Source organism: Actinopolyspora sp. BKK2 (assembly GCF_011291845.1).
Classification (GTDB): Bacteria; Actinomycetota; Actinomycetes; order Mycobacteriales; family Pseudonocardiaceae; genus Actinopolyspora; species Actinopolyspora saharensis.
Window position 1 is genome coordinate 74,567 of the sequence record NZ_JAANTE010000010.1, and the last position, 23,423, is coordinate 97,989.

The window sequence follows — 23,423 nt, forward strand, 5'->3', positions numbered from 1 at the left end:
GCGAACTCCCGAGCTCGCTCCGGGGGTGTTAAGTGCGCCACCCGCTCGGGCGAGAACCGGACCGAGGGCCCGGTGAGCGGCTCGGCACTCCGTACACTCGGCGGGTGTCGGTAGTCGATACGATGCTCGCGCAATTGCCCACCCCGGTACGCACGGTCGCGGTCAGACATCGCGAGCTGCTGAAGTTCACCTTCGTCGGGGCGAGCACCTTCGTCATCGACACGTCGCTGTTCTACGTGCTCAAGTGGACCGTGCTCGCGCCGAAGCCGGTCACCGCCAAGGTCCTCGCCGTGCTCATCGCGACGATCGTGTCCTACCTCCTCAACAGGGAGTGGGCCTTCCGCACGCGCGGCGGGCGGGAACGTCGCCACGAGGCGAGCCTGTACTTCCTGTTCAGCGGAATAGCCGTCGCCCTCTACGCGGCGCCGCTGTGGATCTCCCGCTACGCCCTGCACCTGCAGACGCCGCACACGAGCAGACTGGTCGAGGAGATCGCCGACTTCACCGCCGGGCAGCTGCTCGGCGTCCTGCTGGGCATGGCCTTCCGCTGGTGGGCCTTCCGCAAGTGGGTCTTTCCCGCCGACCGGGGCACCTCCCGCAGCGGCGGCAGGACCGAGGCTCCGTGGGAGGGCGCGGACCGACCGGTGGCCGAGCCCCCGTCACGCGAACCCACCCGGGGCTCGGCGGGAACGGGTGTCCCGACCACCGGCGCGGAAAACCTCCACTAGCACGGCTCGTGGTGGTGCTCGACGTGAGCAGGCCCCTCAGCAGCGTCGGCCCAGCGGAGCCGCAGGCGCAGCAGCCCCACCGGGAACTCCCGACCAGAGCTTCACACCAACACAGGCGCTTCGAACCTGCGCAGCCGGCACCACCACAGGGCGACCGAACCGACACCACCGCGAGTCGACCGAACCGACACCAACCCCGGACAGGAACTCCCCACCAGAGCTTCACGCCAACGCAGGCGCTTCGAACCTGCGCAGCCGGCACCGCCGCGGGTTCTCAGTCGAGTGCCCGGCGAGGAAGGCCCGACGTTGTGTAGGTGCCTACCCGATGTCGAGGATCCCGCAGCGAGACCCCGACTGAGGTTCCGCCAGGCGACCCACCAAGCAGAGGGAGTCGCCGATCTCCTGTCACTAAATCCGGAAGGTAGCCCGCTCCCGATCGGCCCTGCTCCGCGGCCGTTCGACGACCAGCCTGCCCTCGCGGTGCGCGAGGTAGCTGTGCGGATCCTCCGACAGCCGGAAGGACACCCCGCCGCGACCGGCCAACCCCTCCTCGCGGAGGAACCCGCTCGCCCTGCGGTACTCGTCGCTGTCCGCGTAGGGCTTCACGACCGGTGTGCCCTCGCTGACTCGGACGTGGTGCTCGGGGAGGTCGACGCAGCGCAGCGCCACCCTGCCCGGGTCGAGGAACCCCGGAACGATCCGGAACTGGCTCCGCTCGACCCGGTCGTCGACCCGGTCGACGACGAGCCGGCCGCCTTCCCCGTGCCGCACGAACGAGTCCGGGCTGTCCAGCGGTGAGAGCCGGACCACGGGCTCGCCCTCCGCGATCGGCACCCCGAGCGCAGGCGTTCCGTCCGGGTACCAGTTCAGCTTCTGCACCCTGGTGTGCCGGTTCGGGTCGTACAGCGGATCGCCTTCGATCCCGCGGTAGGAGCGCGCGTGGTAGACGAGCACGTCGGTCTCGCCGTCCTCGGCCACCGTGAAGGAGTTGTGCCCGGGGCCGAACCTGCTGTTGGCCTCGTTGGTCTCCATCACCGGCCGGGGCGACTTGGTCCAGGAGGCCGGGTCGAGCAGGTCGGAGCGGGCGTCGGCGGTCAGCAGCCCCACGCAGTAGTTGGCGTCGGTGGCGCTGGCCGAGAAGGTCATGAAGACCCGCCCGTTGCGGACCAGCACGTACGCGCCCTCGTTGACCTTGAAGCCCCTGGTCTCCCAGTCCTCGGTCGGCACGGCGATGCGCACGGGATCGCCCTTGATCTTCAGCGGGGAGTCCATCTCGGCGATGTAGAGGTTGCTACTGGTGTCGATCCCGGGTTCCTCCTGGGCCCACACGTAGTAGCGGGTGCCCGCGTGCTCGAACGTGGTGGCGTCGAGCGCGAAGGTGTCCCAGGCCGTCTCGACCTGTCCGCGCAGCTGCCAGGCGTCCTCGCGGGGGTCTTCCGCCCGGGACTCGAGCACGTACATCCTGATCCGGAAGACGTCGTCGGAGTCGCCCGCGGCGAAGTAGATGTACCAGCGCCCGTCGATGCGGTGCAGCTCCGGTGCCCAGATGTGGCCGGCCATCTTCCCCGACTTCGGGCGTCTCCAGACGGTGCTCTCCCTGGTGTGGGCCAGGCCGTCGATGGTGGGCGCCCCGCGCACCACGATGCGGTCGTACTCGGGCACCGAGCCGGTCATGTAGTACATCCCGCGGTGCGGAGGCGTGATGAGCGGATCGGCACGCTGCTCGATCAACGGGTCACGGGTGGTCAGCGCGGGCCCCGCCTTCTCCTGGGGTCGACCGTTTCCCGGATGACCGGTCTCGGCCGTGGCGGCGGCCGGGGAGACGAGGGCGGCCCCGGCCGCCAGTGCGCCGGTTCCCCGCAGCAGCGCGCGGCGGTTCGGGTTGTGCGGTGTCATGTGCCTGGGTTCCTTTCCGGGGGTGCTCACGAATCGGTGTGCGGCTGGTTGCCCGATGTCTTGATCCGCATGAAGCTGATCGAGTGGGCCGGGAACGTGTGCTCGAACTGCTGGCTCACGCCTTGCACGGTGGAGTGCTCCGGCCGGATCGGCTGCGAGCCCTTCGTGTTGACCGCGTCCGGGTCACCGTGCAGAGTGGTCAGTTCCGCCGCTGGGGCGACCTTGTCCGCGCCCTCGATGTTCAACCGCACCCGTGCCGCGTCGTCGCGCGCGTTGACGACCTTGACGATCAGCTCTCCGGTCCGCTCGTCGCGGGTGACCACCTGGTAGACGGGTTTGACCCCGTTCTTCTCGTCGGACCGCGCGAGCTCGCTGGGCACCACCTCGTCGCCGACGTTGTTGGCGAACAGCTTCTGGGCCTCGTAGCTCGTCGAGCCCCACGACTCGTCGTTGTCGAACCAGATCATGTCCGGCGTCCACTGCGGACTGTCCTCGTGGGCCAGCAGCGGGGCGTAGGAGCTCATGCGCACCACGTCGGCGTTGCGTTCCAGTCCGGTCATGTACGCCGCCTCGGCCAGCGCGTTCTCGAACCTGTTGCCCTCCGAGGCGAACTCGGTCAACGAGACCTTCGGCCCGGATCGGTCGTAGGAGTCGTACCGCTCCGTGTTCTCGAGGAACCACTGCGGGTTGTTGTAGTAGTGCTCGTCGACCATCTCCGCGTTCTGCTCGCGGGCGAGCTCCCAGGCACGGTCGAAGGTGGCTCCGCTGTCGTCGGGCCCCGAGTTGGCGACCACGGTGATCCCGGGGTAGCGCTGCTCGATGGCGTCGCGGAACTTCTCGAAGTGCTCGTAGAAGTCCTCGGGGAGGTTCTCCTCGTTGCCCACGGCCAGGTGCGTGAGACCGAAGGGCTCGGGGTGCCCCATGGCCGCGCGCTTGGCGCCCCACTCGGTGTCGACCGACCCGTTGGCGAACTGGATCAGGTCGAGGGTGTCCTGGATGTGGCGCTGCAACAGCTGCGGGTCGTGGGTGGCCTTGTCCTCACCGCAACCGGTGACCAGCGCGGGAACCACCGGAAGCGGCATGGCACCGATGTTCTCGGCGAACCGGAAGTACTCGTAGAAGCCGAGTCCGTAGGACTGGTTGTAGCCCCAGAAGTTGGCGTTGGTGGGGCGCTGCTCGACCGGGCCCACGGTGTCCTTCCACTGGTAGGAGCGGCGCCGCTCCCAGTCGGGGGCCTGGTAGGACTCGTGGCTGCCGGTGTTGACGAGGCATCCGCCGGGAAAGCGCAGGAAACCGGGGTCGAGGGCTTCGATCTTGCCGGCCAGGTCCTTGCGCAGCCCGTTGGGCTCGCCCTTGAAGGTCTCGCGCGGGAAGAGCGAGACCATGTCCATCCGCACGGTTCCCGAGCCGTGCGCGAGCACGCGCAGCCCACCGGTGTCGGTGTCGCTGTGCGCCACGAAGGTGCCGGTGTACTCGGTCCACTCGTCGCCCCGGACCTGCAGCCGCATGGTGCGCCCCGCCGGGGAGCCGGAACCGTCGGTGGCCGTGACGCTAAGCGGGGTGCCGCCGGGCTGGTCGCTGCGGGCCCAGATCGAGAAGTCGTACTTCTCGCCGCGCTTCAGCGACATCCCGGAGTGGTACCCGGCGTTGGTCACGCCGTAGGCGGAGTCGCGCCGTCCGTCACCGTTCAGTTCCAGCCGCAGGTAGCGGCGGTTGTTCTCGTTGAGCCGCTCGGAGTCGTCGAGCACCTCGGTGGTTCCCGAGGCGCCGCCGGTCGAAGTGGGCTCCCACGCCGTCATCGGGGTGTAGGAGGGGTTGTCCACCTCGTCGTACTCGAAGGAGCGGTTGCGGACCTTTTCCGCGTAGAGGCCTCCGTCGGCCGCGTCGTTGATGTCCTCGTAGAAGACCCCGTGCATGGTCTCGGGGATGGAAGTCGTCTCACCGGACGTGTTTATCCGCAGGGAGTGCTCGGGGGCGGGGGACTCGGAGGCACCGGCCGCGGCGGGGGCCAGGGTCGCGCCGAGCAGCGCGGCCGTGATCAGACCGAACGCCGGCTGTAATCGGGACATGCGGGCTCCAGGTGGTTTCCGATGACCGTGACTCACAACGTCTGACATATCGAACCAAGTTCGACATTCCGGAAATGTAACCACGATCACGTCACCGGTCAACAGCACGTGTCCACCGGAGAGCACAGCGATGACGAACGGGCAACGACGAGCGGTCAGCAGCGCCGCACCACCACGGCCCCACGTCCGCGGAAGCGCCGGAACTCGGGGCGGTGACTCAGCGCGGCGTCGAGTCGGTCCTCCACGGAACGCCCAGCACGTCATCCGCCCTGGCCACGGGCAGGTAGACCTCGAACGTCGCGGGACGGGCCGAACTGAGCTCCAAACGTCCCCCGTCCGCCTCGACGAGCGCACGGGCCAGCGCCAGCCCCACCCCGGTGGAACCGCCACCGGAGAACCCGCGGGCGAAGACGTGCGGCACCAGCTCGTCGGGCACCCCGCTGCCGCTGTCACCCACCTGCACGAGCACCGTCCCGCTGCCGTACCGCGCGCTCAGGGAAACCGCCCCCTCCCCGTGGCGCAGCGCGTTGTCCAGCAGAACTCCGATGGTCTCCCGCAACCGCGCCGGAGTCGCCCGCGCCAGCAGACCGTCCGCTATGCGCAGCCGCAGGGTCCTCCCCTCGGTGCGGAACTGCTCGCGCCACTCCTCCGCGACGTCGGCCAGTTCGGCCGAGACGTCCAGCGGCTCGGCGTCCCGAGCGCGCGCGGCCGTGGCGGCCGCGAGCAGGTCGTCCAGCACTCCGGAAAGACGTTCCGCCTGCTCCAGGGCGGCCCCGGCCTCCTCCGCCGTTTCGGGGTCGTCCGTCTCGGTCAAGGCCTCCAACCGCAGCTGCAGCGCGGTCAACCTGCTGCGCAACTGGTGCGAGACGTCCCCGACCAGCTCGCGCTCCCGCTGCATGAGCTGCGACAGCGCTGCCCCGGAGGCGTCCAGCGCGTCGGCCACCCGGTCCAGCTCGGGCACGCCGTGGCGTCTGGGGTCGGCCCGGAAGTCGCCCGCACCCAGCCTGTTCGCCCGATCGGCCACGTGCTGCAGCGGCTCGGCGAGCCTGCGCGCGGTGAGGATCGCGACGAAACCACCCGCGGCGGCCGAGAGCACCGCCAGCAGCAGCACACCGCCAGCCACCTGGACCTGCTGGGTACGCACCGGTCCGCTGGGCAGTGCCAGCCGCACGGTACCGCTGCGCACCATCGAGACCTGCTCGACCAGCGGATCCTCGCCCGGATCCGCCCCGTAGGTGTACTCGTGGTCCCGCACCCGCACCGTCAACCTGGCGTCGTTGGGCACCACCAGCCGCACGTTGGTGAGGTCTATGGGGTTGCCCGCGGCGATCTGCTCGTCCAGCCGGGTGGCGATCTGCTGGGCCCTGGTCGCCAGATCGCCGCGCTTGACGTCCTCGACCAGTTTCAGAGCGCTGACGGCGAGCGGTATCCCGAGCACGAACGCCGTAACCGCGACGGCGAGCAAGGTCGCCTGCAGCAGCCGCCTGCGCATTCGAAAGGCCCCCGAAACCGATTCAGTCGATGTTGAAGCGGAAACCGACCCCGCGTACCGTCGATATCCGCTGCTCGGCCGTGCGGTAGTGCCCGTCGCCGAGCTTGCGCCGTAACCAGGAGATGTGCATGTCCAGGGTCTTGCTGCCCTTCTTGCCGGGCTCCGGCCACACCTGCTGCAGGATCTGCTCCCTGGTGACGACTTCTCCCGCGTGCCACATCAGCACGCGCAGCAGCTCGAACTCCTTGTTGGCGAGCTGCACCTCGTGGTCGTCCACGAGCACGCGCCGGGCGGTCAGCTCCAGGCGGACGCCGCCCGCCTCCAGGGTTTCGGGAGCCCCGCGCCGCAGCAACGCGCGGATCCGAGCCATCAGCTCCGCCAGGCGGAAGGGCTTGGCGACGTAGTCATCGGCGCCCGCGTCCAGCCCGACCACGAAGTCGACTTCGTCGGTCCGCGCCGTGAGCATCAACACAGGAGTCCCCCGCCCCTGGGCACGGAGGCGACGACAGACCTCCAAACCGTCCATCCCGGGCAACCCGAGATCGAGTACCAGCAGATCCACACTTCCCGAGCACGTCTCGCTCAACGCCGCGTTGCCGTCCTCGAGCACCTGGACCGAATATCCCTCCCGTTGCAGAGCTCTGGACAACGGCATCGCGATGGCTGGATCGTCCTCGGCCAGCAGCACTACGCTCACCTGTCCCAGCCTAGTTGCACTCGAGAAGGCCGAACTTTTGGTGGTTTTGTCCCATCCGCACGAGTGCGCACGCGGCGCATCGCCCGGCTGCGGCCTCCGCCACGCAACCACCCACGACAAGCGAGTCCCCGAGAAGCCTGTCGCTCCAACGCAGGCGCTTTGAGCCTGACCAGGAGGAGAAGCTCCGGTGCGTGAGTCGGATGCATTGCACGGCCGGGCCGCTCGCCGCGTAGGTCGCTACTCAAGAGCGGCCCAACACAGCAAGGCGCCGACTCACGTGCCGGCTAACCGACCAGCCGCGCAACTCGAGTTCCCGGAAAACCTGAGTCCTCGGAAAGCCTGTCGCTCCAACGCGAGCGCTTTGAGCCTGCGCAGTTGGCACCGCCGCGGGTTCTCAGTCGAGTGCCCGGCGAGGAAGGCCCGACGTGGCGTAGGTGGCTACTCGATGTCGGGCACCCGGAGCCGGGCGCCGACTGAGGTTCCGCCACCCGCACCGCCACGCAGAGGGAACCGACGAAGTCCTACTAAGCTACTGCTGTGAGCACACCTGATCTCTCCTTGGCCCACCTCCTCTCCGACCGCGCGGACGCCATCACCGGTGCGCGCTTCCGCTCCGCGGACCTGCGCGTGAACAGCAAGCCCGACCGGACCCCCGTGACCGACGCGGACCTGGCGGTCGAGGACGCGGTGCGGGCCGAGCTGGCCGAGCACCGCCCGGACGACCTCGTCGTCGGCGAGGAGCGCGGCGGGGACCTCACCAAGGGGCGCTTCTGGATCATCGACCCGATCGACGGGACCAAGAACTTCCTGCGCGGCTTGCCCGTCTGGGCGACGCTGACGGCTCTCGTCGAGGACGGCTCGCCGGTCGCGGGAGTCGTCAGCGCTCCGGCCCTGCACCGCCGCTGGTGGGCCTCCGCCGGCGGGGGCGCGTACCGGCGGATCGGCGCGGACGGTGCCGCCGAGCGGATCAACGTCTCCGGGGTGTCCGAGCTGGCCGACTCCTACCTGTCCACCACCCACCTGGGCAGTTGGACGGAGCGGGAACTGCGCGCCGAATACCTCCGGCTGGTGGACGCCTGCTGGGAGAGCCGGGCCTTCGGGGACTTCTGGCAGCACTGCCTGGTCGCCGAGGGAGCGATCGATCTGGCCGCCGAGCCGCTGGCGAACGAGTGGGACCTGGCCGCCGTCCAGATCCTCGTCGAGGAGGCCGGAGGCAGCCTCACCGACCTGTCCGGGCAGCGGCGCTTCGACGGCGGCGAGGCGCTGACCTCGAACGGTGCCGTGCACCGTGAAGCGCTGGAGCTGCTGGGCGGCTGACCGGCGCCCGCGCCGTCAGGAGTCGGACGCCTCCGGCATCCGGAAGCCCTTCGGCGGGGTGCTGCCGGTGTCGAGCTGGCCCACGGCACCGCGCAGCGCCTGGGTCCAGGTCAACCGCCCGAACAGGTAGAAGCAGGCCACCTGTTCGGAGGTGAACCGCGCCCAGTCGTAGCGGTTGCCCTGCTCGCGCCAGAAGACGTCCCAAACCTGCTGCCCTCCGGAGTCGGTGCGCAGCAGGCACCACGCGTCCTCCGCCTCGGCTCCCAGGGACACCACCTGCGGCGGCACCCCCATCGACTCCAGCCAGCCCGCCAACGATTCGGTGTTCATCCGGCCTCCCGATTCGGTTCCTCCGCCGAGTCGCCGCCCACTGCCTCCGGACGGAGTCGCACGGTGCTCTCCGCGCTGTCCTGCTCGGCGGGTTCCCGCTCGTCGTCGAGTTCGAGCAGCGCTCCGGAGGCGACCAGTTCGACGACGGGGTGGGTGGCACGGTACCGCACCCCACCTCCGGGCTGTTCGAACCAAGACACGGACAGTCCCCGCCACACCGGCAGCGCGCGGGTGACGCGGTAGCGCCGGTAGGAACGCAGCCGGAACTCGGGGGGCAGCGCACGGGCCGCGAAAGAAGTACCCGCGGGGGCGAGCACTCTGCCGTGCTCCTCGCCGAGCCGGTCGAGCACGGTCCCCGGTTCCAGGACCACGGGCTCGCCCTCCTCGACCACGTTGTCGGGGTAGCCGTGCCGCGCGGGCCAGTCGTAGTGGCCACCTGTGTCCGAAGTGGCCCGCGGGCAGTAGCGGAGCTCCCACTCGTACTCGCTCAGCCCCGGGTCGGTCCCGAGCGGGTCGTAGTCCTCGAGCAGTTCTTCCGGCATCGAGCGCGTCGTCGTCTCCGGTACCGCTCCGGGCTGCCGTCCGGCTTCCGCGAGGTGGTCGCCTCCCGGGGCGAACGTCGCCCGCTCGACGAGGTGGGAACTGGGGTGGTCTCCCGGCGGGAAGCCCGCCGGGGCCGACTCGGTCGCCCCGCCCGTTCCGGACCACTGCTCGCTCGGTCGCCCGCTGGAGACCGGCATGTGTCCGATGGGGAACTGGTGCAGCACGAAGGCGACCACGGCCGAGTCCCGCTCGTTGTTGCGCAGTGGACGCCTGCCGTCCCCTGGCTGCTGCGCCGGTGGTTGCTGCGCCGGGGGCTGCGGCACTCCTCCGCCACCCGCAGCGCCGGGGTGAGCACCGCGGACCGCCGGACCGACCGGTGGGTTCCCCGGCTGGGCCGCCCCGGAATACTGGCTCCCGCCGGCCCCGCGAGGTGGTTGTGCCGAGCCTCCGGGCGGGGCCGCACCGCCGTACCCCGGGTTTCCCGCGGCGGGCGCCGGAGGGCGCCCCGCGCCGAGAGGGCCCGCTCCCTGGGCCGGAGCACCGGGCTGCTGCGGCCGGGCGCCTCCGGGGGGCGGCTGCTGCTCCGGACGAACGTACTGGCCCGCCGGGCCCGGCTGCTGCGTCTGGGGGAACGGCCCGGCCGAGCCACCGGCCCCCGCTCCTTGCGGGAAGGGCTGATTCCCTCCTCCCGCATCGCCCGCCCAGGCCTGGTGCACGGCCTGCGGAGCGGTCGCCGGATCTCGCCCGTCCGCGCCCGTTCCACCACTTCCGCCGCCGGCGGGGATCGGCCCGGTTCCGGAGGTGTCCGTGACACCGTTCCCCGCGCTTTCGGAGGCCTTCCGGACCGTCTCGGCCGCGACCGGTCCCGTCGACTCCCGGTCGGATTCTCCGCTGCCGGGCTGCCCGCCGGAAGGGCCCTCCGGTGCGGAGGAGTCTGCCGTCGCGGTTGGTTCCGGGGTGACTTCCGGGGGCTGCCGGGTGAACAGCTTCTCCGCGATGCTCGCGTTCCCGCCGGGCTCCTCGCCCTCTCCGGCCCGCTCCGGACCGGGCGGTTGCTCCTCCGGGGGCAGCTCCCCCTCCCGATGCACGACTTCGGAGACCTCGGACGCGCCGACCGCTTCGGACGCACCGGAGACAGCGGGACCGCCGACCACTTCGGACAGACCGGGGACCCCGGACACGCCCGAGCTCGCGGGAGCACCCCCCGCAGCGGAGGAATCCGGCACCACCGCTGCCGAGGAGGACCGCGCCTCCGCGGCAACACCCGACACCGGGGAGTCCGCTCCCTCGACCGTGACGCCCGAGCCGCCGTCCACCGCGGCGGCCAGGGTGCGGTCGAGCTCGGCCACGTTGGCGGCCGTGGCCCGGACGAGAGTTTCCGTCTCCGCCCCGGAGGCCTGATTGCCGGTAGCGGCCGCGGACTCGGCCGCGTCGAGCTGCTTGGCCAGCGTGACCAGCTCCCGAACTATCCTGACCTTGGCCGCCCCGACCTGCGCGGCGGCGTGCTCCAACCGGTCGGCGGCCGCCGTGCACTCGCGCACGCAAACCGGCAGGTGACCGGACTCCGGCTCGATGAACTCGTCCCACTCGCGGCGGGCCGCCCGGCCCGCTTCGCCCTCGACCGCGGCCAGCGCCCGCTGCGCGGAGGCGTCCGAAGCGCGCGCGAGCCCGCCCACGGACTCCGCCGCATCGCGCCAGGCCCGCGCCGCGGCACGCATCGCGTCCTCATCCGCCTCCGGCCAGTGGGTTCCGGTGCGCCGGGCGACTTCCCGCAGCTCCGCGGGCAGTTCGATTCCCAATCGACTCACTCCCGTCAGCGCTGACCGCCGTCGACACCGTCCACCCGCTCGGCGGCCGCGTCGTCGACCCTGCGGTAGGTTTCCGCGGTCTCCGAGAACTTCGTTCCCAACTCCCCGAGACGCGCGGGCAGCTCTTCGAGAGCGACCAGAGCCCGCTGCGCTCCGGGAAGGTGCAGGTCCGCGAACCGCTCGCCCACCTCGTCGGTTCCCCAGCAGCCCCGGGTGCTCTCGAGCGCGTCACGCAGCTTCGCTGCGGTGCGTTCCGCCTCCGCCGCGTGCTCGCCGAAGGCACCGGCCTGCTCGGTGAGTCGCCGGGGGTCACCACGAAATCCGCTCATCGCCCACCTCGTTCCTCTGGCCCCCAGCTCCGCAACCAACCGCACTGCTCGTACGGCTCCTCCTCGTCCCACTGCTCGTCGTCGCCCGCCGCCGAGCCCGCCGTCGCTCCGGTCGAAGGCGCACTCCGCGAGGCTTGCTCGTCGTCGCCCTGCCGCCGCCCACCGCACAGCGCGACCGGGTCGGCTCCCGCGGGCAGCACTTCGCCCACGGCCTCCTCTGCTCGCCGGGCCACCCTGTCCGCGGCCGTCCCGGAAAGCCGCACGATGAGTTCGGCCAGCTCCGCGGGTCGGTGCTGCTGATAGGCCTGTTCGGACAGTCGCAGGTCCCGGAGGGCGCCGGCGGAGCCGACGGTCACAGAGACGGCCCCGCGCTCGCTGGTGACCGTCTCCTCCATGGCCTCCAACTCGTCCCGCAGCGCGGAAGTCCGCTCGCGGCTGCGCCGGTACTCGGCGACCAGCTCCTCGACCCGCGCCCGGTCCTCGACGGCCACGGACACTCACCTTCCTTCCGCTCTCCTGCCCCGCCGCACGCGCACGGCGGGAAGCACCCGGCCCCGACGGGGACGCTCGCGAAGCTCGGACGTTCCGAAGCCCGGAACGGTTCCGCTCCCGCGGACACCCGATCCGCCGCCGTTCCGGAGAAGCCTCACCGGTCGCGGGGATCCCGCACGCGCAGCCCCGCGGTCACCGCGCTGTGCACGGCCCGGGCGAGCGGGGCCCCGACCACGGAGCGGGGCCCGCCGTACGGTTCGGCCGCGCCGTCGACGGGACACGCCACCACGGTAGCGTCCGTGCAGGTTCCCGTTCCCGGAACGCCCGCCTCGACCAGCGCCTGAGCCTTGGCCTCGGCCACAGTGGCTACGAGGTTGACCAGCGCCGACTCCTCCAGCCGGACCGGGGAGAAGCACACCGCGTTTATGGTCCCGGGCGCGTGCCGGACGAGGTGCTCGGTCCGCGCGCCCTCGTGGGCGGCCCAGACCGGATGCCCCACTCCGGTGGTCACGCTCGCCCGCACCCCGGAATCGGTGGCGGTGGCCGCGTGGCCCACGTCCACGGCGGTCAGCAATCCGCTCCCCTGCCCGCTCAACTCCAGCTCCTCCGCGAGCTCGGCGACATGCAGCTCGGGATCGGAGCGATCGTACCCGCTGGGCACGGTGGCGTTGACCACCCAGTGGCGCAGGCCCAGCCCACCCCCGTGCACGGCGGAGGAAACCGCCAACCACGGCCGTCGGAACTCCCACAGCAGCAGCGGACCGCCCCGAACGGTGCGGACGACGGCCTCCGGGAGGGAAGCCCACTCCGCCGGGGTCACCGCGCGAGCGCCTTCACCACCGGCGAGGGGCTGGGTTTGCCGAGCTGCTCGCCCATCCAGGTGCTGGTGTCGACCAGCATCTTCAGGTCAACCCCGTGCTCGATGCCCAGGCCCTGCAGCATCCACACCAGGTCCTCGGTGGCGAGGTTGCCGGTGGCCGAACCCGCGTAGGGGCACCCACCGAGTCCTCCCGCGGAGGAGTCCACGGTGCTCACGCCCATGCGCAGCGCCGCGTAGGTGTTGGCCAGCGCCTGCCCGTAGGTGTCGTGGAAGTGCACCCCGATCCGTCCGATCGGGACATCGGCGGCGCGGAAGGCACGCAGCACCGCCTCCACCTGGCCCGGCGTGGCCACTCCGATGGTGTCGCCGAGCGAGATCTGGTCACAGCCCATCTCCAGCAGGCGCCTGCCCGCGGAGACCACCCGCTCCGCGGAGACCTGCCCCTCCCACGGGTCGCCGAAGACCATGGACAGATAGCCGCGCACCCGCACGCCTGCCTCCAGGGCCTTGCGCACCACGGGGCGGAACGCGGCGAACTGCTGGTCGAAGCTGCTGTTGAGGTTGCGCTCCGCGAAGCTCTCCGTGGCCGAGGCGAAGACCGCCACGTCCTCGACCCCCGCGCTCAGCGCCCGCTCCAGACCGCGCTCGTTGGGCACCAGCGCCGGGTAGCGCACTCCCGGCTTGCGCGCCAGCCCGTCGAGGACCTCGGCGGCGTCGGACAGCTGCGGCACCCACTTCGGGTGGACGAAGCTCGTGGTCTCGACGACCGGCAGCCCCGCGGCGTTGAGCCGGTTGACGAACTCGAGCTTCACCGCCGTGGGAACGACCTCGCTCTCGTTCTGCAGACCGTCCCGGGGACCGACCTCCCAGATCGTCACCTTCTCCGGAAGTTCGGGACTTTCCGGCGAGCGCGTCACTTCCGGCAGTCCGATCTCGCGCACACCCATCACAAATTTCCTTCCATCGGTGGTCGGCGGTCCTCGTCCCGACAGTTCGACCGGCGGGGTCAACCGGCGGGGTGTTGCCCTTCCGAGTCCTCGTCGAACGTGCCGTAGAGCAACGACTGCACCCGGTCGACGTCGGATATGTCGTCGAACTCCAGCGGCTCGTCCGAGGCCGACTCGACGATCAACGTCCCGCTGCCCAGCAGGCGGTCGATCAGTCCGCGGCGGGAGCGGACGCTGTTGATCCGGTCCACCGGGATGTGCACCCCGGACCGGGTGAGCACGCCCTCGCGGACCATCAACCGCTGGCTGGTGACGACGAAGTGGGTCGTCCACCAGCGCAGCAGGGGAGTCAGGAACAGCCAGATCAACAGCACTCCGCCGATCACCCCGAGCGCGCCCCACAGCGGGGTCCGCCACGAGCTGGAGGCGGCGAGCACGGCGAGATACCCGCCGCCGACACCGACGACGAGCAGCACGAGCAACGGCCGGATCAGCATTCGCCAGTGCGGGTGCCGGTGCAGCAGCACGTGTTCACCCTCGCCGAGGAGATCGTCAGGGTAGGCCATGGATTACCCCCTTCGGGTCAGCCGCGAGTATCGATCACCGTACCGGTAGTCGACCTCCCCACCCTCCCGCGCACCCGTACGGGCGGGGCTCACCGCTCGGCCGAGCGCAGATGGACCACGTCGCCCGCCGACACCGGGATCCGCTTGCCGTCCCGCCCGCGCACCACGAGCCTGCCGTGCTCGTCGATGTCGCGAGCCGTGCCCTCCAGAACCCGGTCACCGCCGAACTCCACCCGCACCCGCCTGCCGAGCGTCGTGCACAGGCTCCGGTAGCGCTCCAGCAGCCGGGAGTCCACCGCGGTTCCGGGATCGCCCGCGCGCCACTGCGCCTCCGTCTCGGAGAGCCGCTCCAGCAGCCGGGACAGCAGCTCCCCCCGGTCGACCCGCACCCCCTCGGCCGCCAGGGAGGTGGCGGGCAGACCACCGGCACCGGCGGGAAGATCGGCGGCGTCGTGGTGCACGTTGACCCCGATGCCGAGCACCACGGCCATTCCGTCCAGCGTGGACACCACGTCGGCCAGGATCCCCGCCGCCTTGCGCTCGCTGTCGAGCAGCATGTCGTTGGGCCACTTCAGCACGGCCTCCAGGCCGGTGGCCTCGCGCACGGTCTCGCCCAGCGCCGTGCCCGCGAGCAGCGGTATCCACGACAGCGCCGAGCGCGCGGTCACCACGGGACGCAGCAGCACGCTCACGTGCAGGCCGTAGTGCCGCGGCGAGACCCAGGACCTGCTCATCCGCCCCCGCCCCGCCTGCTGCTCCTCGGCGATCAGCACGGTCCGGTCCGCCGAACCGGCGTTGGCCGCGGCGATCAGGTCGGTGTTCGTCGAACCGGTAACGGTCACCACGTCGAGGGCGCTGTACGGGCCGTCGTCGACCAGACGCGCACGCAGGGTCTCGGCGTCCAACGGGGGCGGGGTGTTCATGCGCCCAGACTATGCGGTGCGCGCACGCAGCCGGTCGGGTCACCTCCCGTCCGAAGTCGGCCCCCGCGCGGTTGGGCCTCACCGGACCGGGTGAGGCGCGTCACCGACCACCTGTTCGTGGTCCTTCGCGAGGCGTGGCTAGGCTGCCTGGCATGAGCAGTGCGACCGAACCGATCGGGGAGCCACCCACCGGCGAACCGGACATCCACACCACGGCCGGGAAGTTGGCCGACCTGTACCAGCGGAACTACGAGGCAGTGCACGCCGGTTCCGAGCGCGCGGTGGAGAAGCAGCACGCCAAGGGCAAGCAAACCGCGCGCGAGCGGATCGACATGCTGCTGGACGAGGGATCGTTCATCGAGCTGGACGAGCACGCCCGGCACCGTTCGACGAACTTCGGCATGGACGCCTCCCGCCCGTACGGCGACGGGGTGGTGACCGGATACGGAACCGTGGACGGCCGCCAGGTGTGCGTGTTCTCGCAGGACTTCACCGTGTTCGGCGGTTCGCTCGGCGAGGTGTTCGGCGAGAAGATCGTCAAGGTCATGGACCTGGCGCTCAAAACGGGGTGCCCGCTGATCGGCATCAACGACTCCGGCGGGGCGCGCATCCAGGAGGGCGTCGCCGCGCTGGGACTCTACGCGGAGATCTTCAAGCGCAACACGCACGCCTCCGGGGTCATCCCGCAGATCTCGCTGATCATGGGCCCCTGCGCGGGCGGCGCGGTGTACTCGCCCGCGATCACCGACTTCACGGTCATGGTCAACGAGACCTCGCACATGTTCATCACCGGCCCCGACGTGATCAAGACCGTCACCGGTGAGGACGTCAGCTTCGAGGAGCTGGGGGGTGCGCACTCGCACAACTCCAGGTCCGGCAACGCGCACTACATGGCCTCCGACGAGCAGGACGCGATCTCCTACGTGCAGGAGCTGCTGTCCTTCCTGCCGTCGAACAACCTCGCCGAGCCGCCGGTGCTGGACACCCCGGCCGAGCAGGGGTCCGTGCTCGAGGGCCTCACCGACGCCGACCGGGAGCTGGACACCCTGATCCCCGACTCCCCGAACCAGCCCTACGACATCCACGAGGTCATCAACCGGGTGCTGGACGACGGCGAGTTCTGCGAGGTCTCCCGGATGTTCGCGCCGAACATCGTCGTCGGCTACGGACGCATCGAGGGGCACAGCGTCGGCATCGTCGCCAACCAGCCGACCCAGCTGGCCGGGACCCTGGACATCGACGCCAGCGACAAGGCCGCCCGGTTCGTCCGCACCTGCGACTCGTTCAACATCCCCGTGGTGACCTTCGTCGACGTTCCCGGTTTCCTGCCCGGTACCGACCAGGAGTGGAACGGGATCATCCGGCACGGGGCCAAGCTGCTCTACGCCTACGCCGAGGCCACCGTGCCGCTGGCCACCGTGATCACTCGCAAGGCTTACGGCGGCGCCTACGACGTGATGGGGTCCAAGCACCTCGGTGCCGACGTCAACCTCGCCTGGCCCACCGCCCAGATCGCGGTCATGGGGGCGCAGGGGGCGACCAACATCCTCTACCGGCGCCAGCTGTCCGAGGCAGCCGAGCGCGGCGACGACGTCGAGGCGGTGCGGGCCGGGCTCCAGCAGGAGTACGAGGACACGCTGTGCAACCCCTACGTCTCCGCGGAGCGCGGGTACGTGGACTCGGTCATTCCCCCCTCGCACACGCGGGGACACCTGGCGCGCTCGCTGCGGATGCTGCGCAACAAGAAGGAGTCGATCCCCGCGAAGAAGCACGGCAACATCCCGCTGTGACCGGTGCTCGCCCGCGGAGTTCGGGACGACGGGCACCGCCGACCGGTCCGGGCCACCGCGTTCCCAGGCGAGCGCGGTGGCCCGGGGACTTCCGGGAGGGGACGATGGCGTTGCCCGCGCCCGCCTCGACGATCAGCCGACCGGGGTGAGCGGTCCTTCCAGGGGCGGCCCCGCCGTACGGAGGTAGACGATGCAAGACGACAGTGGTGCCGAGCACGAAGCCGCGGACTGCGCGGCGCCCGCGGAGACGGACGCGCAGCCGCTGCTGCGGGTGGAGCGGGGCAACCCGGACGAGGCCGAGATCGCCGCGCTGACGGCCGCGCTCGTCGGCCTGGCGAAGTCGGCCCCCGCGTCTCCGGAGCGGCCCGCCCGCATGTCGATGTGGGCGGATCGGGCCGCCGCGCTGCGCTACCCGGGTGGGCGCAGGCCGCTGCGTCCCGGGCCCAACGCGTGGCGGGCTTCCGCCCTGCCGATGTGACCCGCGGGCGGGCGGGGGTCGCGGCACCACCCGCCCGCCGCCGCACTTCCGCCGGGAACTTCCAGCAGAAGGGCGCCGCTCAACGTGAGCGCTTTCGAGCCCGAGCAGTCGGCACCGCCGAACTCCCAACCGGGAGTTCCGACCAAAGGATCCATTCAACGCAGGTGCTTTCGAGCCTACGCAACCGGCACTGCCGCGGGTTCTCAGTCGAGTGCCCGGCGAGGAAGGCCCGACGTGGCGTAGGTGGCTACTCGATGTCGGGCACCCGGAGCCGGGCGCCGACTGAGGTTCCGCCACGGAACCACCCACGCAGACCAAGTCCGCGCACTCTCTTAAACCGGCGGTCTGATCCCGGGCAACAGTCCGCCCCCACGGCAGTCGGGGCAGTCCCGCCACTCACCGAGGGTCATTCCGGCTCTGGTGTCCTCGGTCGCCTGGATCACGTACAGCCGCGGTTCGCTGACCTTGCGGAAGCCGCCGCAGGTGAAACACACCGTGTTCGGACCTCGGGAGAAGTCCACGGATCGCTTCTCGGTCATGCCCGCCCACCTCGCAGAGGTGCTCCACCGCACCCGAGTCCTACAGTTTCGCGCGAAACGTACCGCTCCGGGCGGGGAGGAGGGACTGCGCCCCGCCCCCTCGCGGAGACCGGGGCGTTCCCGCCGAGCTGCTACTCGACCCAGCCGAAGGTCTTGGTCACGGCCTTCTGCCACTCGTGGTACTGCTGTTCACGAGCCTGCTCGGTCATCTTCGGCTCCCAGACCTTGTCCTCGGCCCAGTTCGCGCGGATGTCCTTCTCCCCGGACCAGAAGCCGACCGCGAGTCCGGCCGCGTAGGCCGCGCCCAACGCCGTGGTCTCGTTGACCGTGGGGCGGATCACCGACACGCCGAGGATGTCGGACTGGAACTGCATCAACAACTCGTTGTTGACCATGCCGCCGTCCACCTTGAGCGCCTTCAGGTCCACCCCGGAGTCCGCGTTCATCGCCTCGGCGACCTCGCGGGTCTGGAAGGCGGTCGACTCCAGCACGGCGCGGGCCAGGTGTCCTCGGTTGACGAACCTGGTCAGCCCCGCGATCACGCCGCGCGCGTCCGCGCGCCAGTGCGGGGCGAACAGCCCGGAGAAGGCCGGGACGAAGTAGGCCCCGCCGTTGTCCTCGACCTCGGAGGCCACCTGTTCGACCTCGGGCGCGCTGCCGATCAGGCCGAGGTTGTCCCGCAGCCACTGCACGAGCGAGCCGGTGACGGCGATGGAGCCCTCCAGGCAGTACACGGTGGGCTGATCGTCGATCTTGTAGCCGACCGTGGTGACCAGGCCGTTCTGGCTGAGCACCGGCTCGGTTCCCGTGTTGAGCAGCAGGAAGTTGCCCGTGCCGTAGGTGTTCTTGGCCTCCCCGGGGGTCAGGCACGCCTGCCCGAAGGTGGCTGCCTGCTGGTCGCCGAGGATGCCGGAGATCGGCAGGCCGCCGAGCACGCCGCGCTGCCTGAAGTGGGCGTACACCTCGGAGGAGGAGCGGATCTCGGGCAGCATCGACATGGGGATGCCGAACTCGGCGCAGATGTCCTCGTCCCAGGTCAGGGTGTGCAGGTTCATCAGCATGGTGCGGGAGGCGTTGGTCGGGTCCGTGACGTGCAACCCGCCATCGGTGCCGCCGGTGGAGTTCCACAGCACCCAGGTGTCCATGGTGCCGAACATCAGCTCCCCGCGTTCGGCCCTGTCCCGCGCTCCGTCCACGTTGTCCAGGATCCAGCGGATCTTGGGCCCGGAGAAGTAGGTCGCCAGCGGGAGTCCGGTCCGGGACTGGTACCGGCTCTGACCTCCCTCTCCCTGGGCGAGCTGGCTCACGATCTCGTCGGTGCGGGTGTCCTGCCACACGATCGCGTTGTACACGGGCTCGCCGGTCTTGCGGTCCCACACCACGGTGGTTTCCCGCTGGTTCGTGATGCCGACCGCCGCCACCTCGGACAGCACCAGGTCGGCCTTGGCGAGCGCCCCGGCGCAAACCTGCCTGGTGTTGGTCCAGATCTCCATCGGGTCGTGCTCGACCCACCCGGCCTTGGGCATGATCTGCTGGTGCTCGACCTGATCGACCGAGACCACCTGGCCCGCGTGGTTGAAGATGATGCACCGGGTCGAGGTGGTCCCTTGATCGATGGATGCGATGTAGGAACCCATGTTCGCTACCTTCCAATCCGCACGTTCGTTGGACGGATACGGGAGTGTCTGTTTCGAGAATGCCCGCTACACGCCCTGCGGGCAGAACGTATCCGCCGGGTTTTTCAGGTGGCCGGCAGCGCCAGCGCGAGCGCACCGGCGAGCGCACCGCCGACCAGCGGGCCGACGATCGGCACCCAGGCGTAGCCCCAGTCCGCGGCGCCCTTGCCCCGGATCGGCAGCAAGGCGTAGGCGATGCGCGGCCCGAGATCACGAGCCGGGTTGATCGCGTACCCCGTGGGCCCGCCGAGCGAGCTCCCGATTCCGATCACGACGAAGGCCACGCCCGCGTAGCCGAGAGCGGCGTTGCCGAAGTCGGGGATCCCGTTCGCTCCGGTGGAGGCCCCCGGGCTGAGCAGGATCCACAGCACCAGCACGAAGGTACCGATGATCTCCGTGAGGAGGTTCCACGCGCCGTTGCGGACGGTGGGACCCGTGGCGAAGATCCCGAGCGTGTTCGCCGGGTCGTCGTGCGTGTCGAACTGCAGCTTGTAGGCCAGCCAGCACACGACCGCGCCGAGCAGACCGCCGAGCACCTGCGCGACGAGGTAGATCGGCACCTCGGACCACTCGAGCTGGCCGTTCACGGCCATCCCGATGGTCACGGCGGGGTTGATGTGGGCGCCCGTCGGGGCGGCGATGCTCGCACCCGCGAAGACCGCGAAGCCCCAGCCGAAGTTGACCAGCAACCAACCACCGTTGCTGCCGAGAGTTCGACTCAGGGTCACGTTCGCGACTACGCCGCAGCCGAGCAGGGTGAGCGTGGCCGTGCCGAGCAGTTCGAAGACGAAGATCGTTGCCGCACTCATCGCGGACCTCCCCTCTCAGGCCTGCCCGCGAGCGCCGTAACCCGCCCAGCGGGAGTTTCGTGTGTCGTGTGCCACCGCATAGCCGGTACCACCTCCGCATGAGACTTCGCGTGTCTGCCGGTTGAAGATTGGGTCACACTAGACCTGTGAAAATAAACATTGCAATAACCCCAGCTTGATGTTTTTATCGGTTCAGGTGGTTTACTTGAGACGTCCGGGACGACTCACCGAATCACGCGAGCCGGCCCGCACAGCGGACGGACACTTCGGAGGCGGTGGATGATGGCACCTGTCCGTGTAGCCGGAGTGGCGCGAGAGGAATGACGATGGCCACGCAGGGCAGGCGCCCGTCCGGACGACAGCAGGACCGCAGGCGCAAGATCACCGAGTTGGTCATGGCCGAGGGAACCCTGCGCATCGACGATCTGATCGCGACCGTGGAAGCCAGCGCGATGACCGTCTACCGGGATCTGGCCGAGCTGGAGTCCCAGGGGCTGGTGCATCGCAACAGGGGATGGGTCTCGGCCGCCTCCTCACTGCTGTACGAAGCGGCTTCCGAGTACCGGATGCAGCAGAACGAGACGGAGAAGGTCGAGCTGGCCAAGTCCGCAGCCGAGCTGGTCGAGCCGGGACAGGCCCTGATGCTCGACGACTCGACCACCGGGGTGTACCTGGCCCGCCTGCTGCCGGACCGGGCACCGCTGACCGTGGTGACCAACCACCGCGGTGTGTTCGGGGAGCTCGCGGGACAGCAGGGAATCCACCTGATCTGCGTCGGAGGCGACTTCCTGCCCTGGGCGGACGCCTTCGTCGGCGGCATGGCGCTGGATGCGCTCCGCGGAATGCGAGTAGACCTCGCGATCATGTCCGTCTCCGCCGTCACCGACGGTGTCTGTTTCTACCCGCAACAGGAAATGGTGCAGCTCAAAAAGGCCATGCTCGCCTCGGCAAGCCGCCGTGTGCTCTACGTCGACCACACCAAGTTCCGCAGACGCGCACTGCACGCGGTCGCCCCCGCGGAGCACTTCGACACGGTGATCGTCGACTCGAAAACACCGGAAACCGAGGTCGAAGCGCTGCGCGACAGAGGAGCCACGGTGCGGCGATCCGGGTGATCCGGCGTTCGGGCACCGGCGAACCGCCTGTCGCACACCACGCGCATCGCGTGCTCATCCGGCATCATGACCGCTGTCGGATGCACTCGCGGTGAGGCGTTCCGCCTTCGGCGGTTGGGCTGCGAAACGAGCGAGGAGGACACAAGTGTCCAGTGACAAACCGGGAACCGCCGAGCGACAGGCCAAACTCGGCCCGGAAGAACACGAGGAGAACTGGCGACGCCTCGGTGAGGAGGAGTTCGACGTCGTCGTCGTGGGCGGCGGCATCACCGGGGCCGGAGTCGCGCTGGACGCTGCCACGCGCGGTCTGCGCGTGGCGCTGGTCGAGGCGCGCGACCTGGCGGCCGGAACCTCCAGCCGCTCGAGCAAGCTCTTCCACGGCGGACTGCGCTACCTGGAGCAGCTCGAGTTCTCGCTGGTCCGCGAGGCGCTGCACGAGCGCGAGCTGATGCTCAACCGGCTCGCCCCGCACCTGGTCAAACCGGTGAGCTTCCTCTACCCGCTGACCCACAGGTTCTGGGAGCGCCCCTACACCGCTGCCGGGCTGCTGCTCTACGACCGCATGGGCGGAGCCCGTTCCGTCCCCGGCCAGAAGCACCTGACCCGCGCCGGGGCGCAGCGGATGGTTCCCGCCCTCAAGCGCGACGCCATGATCGGCGCGGTGCGCTACTACGACGCGCAGGCCGACGACGCCAGGCACACCATGACCGTCGCCCGCACCGCAGCCCGCTACGGAGCCGTGGTGCGCACCTCGACCCAGGTGGTCGACTTCGTCCACGAGGCGGACAGGATCGCTGGTGCGCGGCTGCGCGACGTGGAGGACGGCAGGGAGACCGAGGTCCGCGCCAAGTCGGTGATCAACGCCACCGGTGTCTGGACCGACGAGCTGCAACGGCTGTCCGGGGGCCGCGGCCACTTCCGCGTGCGCGCGAGCAAGGGCGTGCACGTGGTCGTGCCGCGCGATCGCATCGTCGCGGACAGCGGCATGATCCTACGCACCGAGAAGTCGGTGCTGTTCGTCATCCCGTGGGGCAACCACTGGATCATCGGGACCACCGACACCGACTGGTACCTGGACCTCGCCCACCCCGCGGCGACCAAGAAGGACATCGACTACATACTCGACCACGTCAACACCGTGCTCGCCACGCCGCTGCAGCACTCCGACATCGAAGGCGTCTACGCCGGTCTGCGGCCGCTGCTGGCCGGGGAGAACGACGACACCTCGAAGCTCTCCAGGGAGCACGCGGTGGCGCGGGTGGCCCCCGGCATGATCGCGATCGCCGGCGGCAAGTACACCACCTACCGGGTGATGGCCAAGGACGCGGTGGACGCGGTCAGCAACGACGTCTCGGGGCGCATGGCCTCGTCCATCACGGACCGGGTGCCGTTGCTCGGCGCGGACGGTTACCACGCGCTGGTCAACCAGGCCGACCAGCTGGCCGCCGCGCACGGCCTGCACCCCTACCGGGTCCGGCACCTGCTCGACCGCTACGGCTCGATGGTGCACGAGGTGCTCGCCCTCTGCGACGAGAACCCCGAGCTGCTGAAGCCCATCGACGATGCCCCCAACTACCTCAAGGCGGAGGTGGTCTACGCGGTCCGGAACGAGGCGGCGCTGCACCTGGAGGACGTCCTGACCAGGCGCACCCGGATCTCGTTCGAGTACCCCCACCGGGGCGTCGACTGCGCCGACCAGGTCGCACGGCTGATCGGCGCGGAGCTGGGCTGGGACGAGCAGCGCATCACCAGTGAGGTCGAGAAGTACTCCGAGCGCGTGCGCGCCGAACGCGAGTCGCAGGACCAGCCCGACGACCAGGCCGCCGACGCCACGCGGGGCACGGCACCGGAGGTGCGGGACGAGCTCGTCGAATCGGTGGGTTGATTCGGAGTTCACTGCTGCTGCCGCGCAGGTGGTTGCTCGGCGGAACCTCCCGCGAGCTCTCGCTCCGGGTGCCCGACGCCGAGTGACCACCTGCGCCACGCCTGCCCTTCCTCGCGAGAACAACGCGGAAAGCCCCCGCGGCGGTGCCGACCGCTCGGGTGAGGCGTCGCGGCG

The 23,423-nt window shown here is 70.2% G+C and carries 21 protein-coding genes; 6 read left to right on the top strand and 15 right to left on the bottom strand.

The window, feature by feature from the left end; genetic code table 11:
- Window positions 1-122: 122 nt before the first annotated feature.
- The gene (locus G9Q41_RS18510) at window positions 123-728 is read left to right on the top strand and encodes a GtrA family protein (RefSeq protein ID WP_165633674.1); all 606 of its coding nucleotides are present in this window, start codon (window positions 123-125) and stop codon (window positions 726-728) included.
- 408 nt (window positions 729-1,136) lie between these two features.
- On the opposite strand, the gene G9Q41_RS18515 is transcribed toward G9Q41_RS18510, so the two are convergent.
- The 4 genes from G9Q41_RS18515 to G9Q41_RS18530 all read right to left on the bottom strand — a co-directional run bounded on the left by G9Q41_RS18515 (window position 1,137) and on the right by G9Q41_RS18530 (window position 6,882).
- The gene (locus G9Q41_RS18515) at window positions 1,137-2,624 is read right to left on the bottom strand and encodes a family 43 glycosylhydrolase (RefSeq protein WP_092524007.1); all 1,488 of its coding nucleotides are present in this window, start codon (window positions 2,622-2,624) and stop codon (window positions 1,137-1,139) included.
- Between the two features lie 26 nt (window positions 2,625-2,650).
- Entirely contained in the window at window positions 2,651-4,693 is a 2,043-nt protein-coding gene (locus G9Q41_RS18520) for an alpha-L-arabinofuranosidase C-terminal domain-containing protein (RefSeq protein WP_165633629.1), read from the bottom strand.
- Window positions 4,694-4,910: 217 nt separating this feature from the next.
- A complete protein-coding gene (locus G9Q41_RS18525) occupies window positions 4,911-6,185 on the bottom strand; it encodes an ATP-binding protein (protein ID WP_092524011.1) in 1,275 nt (424 codons plus the stop codon).
- A 22-nt stretch (window positions 6,186-6,207) separates the two neighbouring features.
- Window positions 6,208-6,882: a response regulator transcription factor gene (locus G9Q41_RS18530; protein ID WP_092524013.1), complete on the bottom strand. Its 675-nt coding sequence runs from the start codon at window positions 6,880-6,882 to the stop codon at window positions 6,208-6,210.
- A gap of 537 nt (window positions 6,883-7,419) precedes the next feature.
- Between G9Q41_RS18530 and G9Q41_RS18535 the strand changes: the two genes are divergently transcribed.
- Window positions 7,420-8,199: an inositol monophosphatase family protein gene (locus G9Q41_RS18535; RefSeq protein WP_165633628.1), complete on the top strand. Its 780-nt coding sequence runs from the start codon at window positions 7,420-7,422 to the stop codon at window positions 8,197-8,199.
- A gap of 15 nt (window positions 8,200-8,214) precedes the next feature.
- Here the strand turns inward: G9Q41_RS18535 and G9Q41_RS18540 are convergent, their stop codons facing one another.
- The 8 genes from G9Q41_RS18540 to G9Q41_RS18575 form a co-directional block, all read right to left on the bottom strand.
- Window positions 8,215-8,529 (bottom strand): hypothetical protein, encoded by a 315-nt coding sequence (locus G9Q41_RS18540; RefSeq protein WP_092524017.1) that lies wholly within the window; start codon window positions 8,527-8,529, stop codon window positions 8,215-8,217.
- On the bottom strand, window positions 8,526-10,871 hold the full coding sequence (locus tag G9Q41_RS18545) for a glycohydrolase toxin TNT-related protein (protein ID WP_165633627.1): 2,346 nt from the start codon (window positions 10,869-10,871) through the stop codon (window positions 8,526-8,528). The genes G9Q41_RS18540 and G9Q41_RS18545 overlap by 4 nt, the downstream gene beginning before the upstream one ends.
- A 14-nt stretch (window positions 10,872-10,885) precedes the next feature.
- A complete protein-coding gene (locus G9Q41_RS18550) occupies window positions 10,886-11,209 on the bottom strand; it encodes a hypothetical protein (RefSeq protein ID WP_165633626.1) in 324 nt (107 codons plus the stop codon).
- Window positions 11,206-11,706 (bottom strand): YbaB/EbfC family nucleoid-associated protein, encoded by a 501-nt coding sequence (locus tag G9Q41_RS18555; RefSeq protein WP_165633625.1) that lies wholly within the window; start codon window positions 11,704-11,706, stop codon window positions 11,206-11,208. The genes G9Q41_RS18550 and G9Q41_RS18555 overlap by 4 nt, the downstream gene beginning before the upstream one ends.
- Window positions 11,707-11,855: 149 nt before the next feature.
- On the bottom strand, window positions 11,856-12,521 hold the full coding sequence (locus tag G9Q41_RS18560) for an adenosylcobinamide amidohydrolase (protein WP_165633624.1): 666 nt from the start codon (window positions 12,519-12,521) through the stop codon (window positions 11,856-11,858).
- Window positions 12,518-13,468: a hydroxymethylglutaryl-CoA lyase gene (locus tag G9Q41_RS18565; protein ID WP_092524025.1), complete on the bottom strand. Its 951-nt coding sequence runs from the start codon at window positions 13,466-13,468 to the stop codon at window positions 12,518-12,520. Before G9Q41_RS18565 ends, G9Q41_RS18560 begins: the two co-directional genes overlap by 4 nt.
- 59 nt (window positions 13,469-13,527) lie before the next feature.
- The gene (locus G9Q41_RS18570) at window positions 13,528-14,034 is read right to left on the bottom strand and encodes a PH domain-containing protein (RefSeq protein WP_092524027.1); all 507 of its coding nucleotides are present in this window, start codon (window positions 14,032-14,034) and stop codon (window positions 13,528-13,530) included.
- 89 nt (window positions 14,035-14,123) lie between these two features.
- Entirely contained in the window at window positions 14,124-14,957 is an 834-nt protein-coding gene (locus tag G9Q41_RS18575) for a biotin--[acetyl-CoA-carboxylase] ligase (protein WP_165633623.1), read from the bottom strand.
- 152 nt (window positions 14,958-15,109) lie between these two features.
- Here G9Q41_RS18575 and G9Q41_RS18580 point away from each other — a divergent pair, with 152 nt between their 5' ends.
- Window positions 15,110-16,747: an acyl-CoA carboxylase subunit beta gene (locus G9Q41_RS18580; protein WP_165633622.1), complete on the top strand. Its 1,638-nt coding sequence runs from the start codon at window positions 15,110-15,112 to the stop codon at window positions 16,745-16,747.
- 190 nt (window positions 16,748-16,937) lie between these two features.
- A complete protein-coding gene (locus tag G9Q41_RS18585; RefSeq protein WP_092524032.1) occupies window positions 16,938-17,225 on the top strand; it encodes an acyl-CoA carboxylase subunit epsilon in 288 nt (95 codons plus the stop codon).
- Window positions 17,226-17,557: 332 nt separating this feature from the next.
- On the opposite strand, the gene G9Q41_RS18590 is transcribed toward G9Q41_RS18585, so the two are convergent.
- From G9Q41_RS18590 to G9Q41_RS18600, 3 genes are all read right to left on the bottom strand, one after another.
- Entirely contained in the window at window positions 17,558-17,764 is a 207-nt protein-coding gene (locus G9Q41_RS18590) for a hypothetical protein (protein ID WP_092524034.1), read from the bottom strand.
- Window positions 17,765-17,895: 131 nt separating this feature from the next.
- On the bottom strand, window positions 17,896-19,401 hold the full coding sequence (gene glpK / locus G9Q41_RS18595) for a glycerol kinase GlpK (protein WP_092524036.1): 1,506 nt from the start codon (window positions 19,399-19,401) through the stop codon (window positions 17,896-17,898).
- Between the two features lie 104 nt (window positions 19,402-19,505).
- Window positions 19,506-20,249 (bottom strand): MIP/aquaporin family protein, encoded by a 744-nt coding sequence (locus tag G9Q41_RS18600; protein WP_092524038.1) that lies wholly within the window; start codon window positions 20,247-20,249, stop codon window positions 19,506-19,508.
- Between the two features lie 326 nt (window positions 20,250-20,575).
- Between G9Q41_RS18600 and G9Q41_RS18605 the strand changes: the two genes are divergently transcribed.
- Window positions 20,576-21,364, top strand: coding sequence for a DeoR/GlpR family DNA-binding transcription regulator (locus G9Q41_RS18605; RefSeq protein WP_242687642.1), 789 nt, complete (start codon window positions 20,576-20,578; stop codon window positions 21,362-21,364).
- A gap of 145 nt (window positions 21,365-21,509) precedes the next feature.
- A complete protein-coding gene (gene glpD / locus G9Q41_RS18610; RefSeq protein ID WP_092524041.1) occupies window positions 21,510-23,249 on the top strand; it encodes a glycerol-3-phosphate dehydrogenase in 1,740 nt (579 codons plus the stop codon).
- The last annotated feature ends 174 nt before the right edge of the window (window positions 23,250-23,423 follow it).

Coding starts and splice junctions, on each gene's coding strand:
- G9Q41_RS18580 (WP_165633622.1), top strand. CDS start 15,110: ATGAGCAGTGCGACCGAACCGATCGGGGAGCCACCCACCGGCGAACCG.
- G9Q41_RS18600 (WP_092524038.1), bottom strand. CDS start 20,249: ATGAGTGCGGCAACGATCTTCGTCTTCGAACTGCTCGGCACGGCCACG.
- G9Q41_RS18570 (WP_092524027.1), bottom strand. CDS start 14,034: ATGGCCTACCCTGACGATCTCCTCGGCGAGGGTGAACACGTGCTGCTG.
- G9Q41_RS18585 (WP_092524032.1), top strand. CDS start 16,938: ATGCAAGACGACAGTGGTGCCGAGCACGAAGCCGCGGACTGCGCGGCG.
- G9Q41_RS18575 (WP_165633623.1), bottom strand. CDS start 14,957: ATGAACACCCCGCCCCCGTTGGACGCCGAGACCCTGCGTGCGCGTCTG.
- G9Q41_RS18515 (WP_092524007.1), bottom strand. CDS start 2,624: ATGACACCGCACAACCCGAACCGCCGCGCGCTGCTGCGGGGAACCGGC.
- G9Q41_RS18525 (WP_092524011.1), bottom strand. CDS start 6,185: ATGCGCAGGCGGCTGCTGCAGGCGACCTTGCTCGCCGTCGCGGTTACG.
- G9Q41_RS18565 (WP_092524025.1), bottom strand. CDS start 13,468: ATGGGTGTGCGCGAGATCGGACTGCCGGAAGTGACGCGCTCGCCGGAA.
- G9Q41_RS18520 (WP_165633629.1), bottom strand. CDS start 4,693: ATGTCCCGATTACAGCCGGCGTTCGGTCTGATCACGGCCGCGCTGCTC.
- G9Q41_RS18550 (WP_165633626.1), bottom strand. CDS start 11,209: ATGAGCGGATTTCGTGGTGACCCCCGGCGACTCACCGAGCAGGCCGGT.
- G9Q41_RS18540 (WP_092524017.1), bottom strand. CDS start 8,529: ATGAACACCGAATCGTTGGCGGGCTGGCTGGAGTCGATGGGGGTGCCG.
- G9Q41_RS18510 (WP_165633674.1), top strand. CDS start 123: ATGCTCGCGCAATTGCCCACCCCGGTACGCACGGTCGCGGTCAGACAT.
- G9Q41_RS18605 (WP_242687642.1), top strand. CDS start 20,576: ATGGCCACGCAGGGCAGGCGCCCGTCCGGACGACAGCAGGACCGCAGG.
- G9Q41_RS18590 (WP_092524034.1), bottom strand. CDS start 17,764: ATGACCGAGAAGCGATCCGTGGACTTCTCCCGAGGTCCGAACACGGTG.
- glpK (WP_092524036.1), bottom strand. CDS start 19,401: ATGGGTTCCTACATCGCATCCATCGATCAAGGGACCACCTCGACCCGG.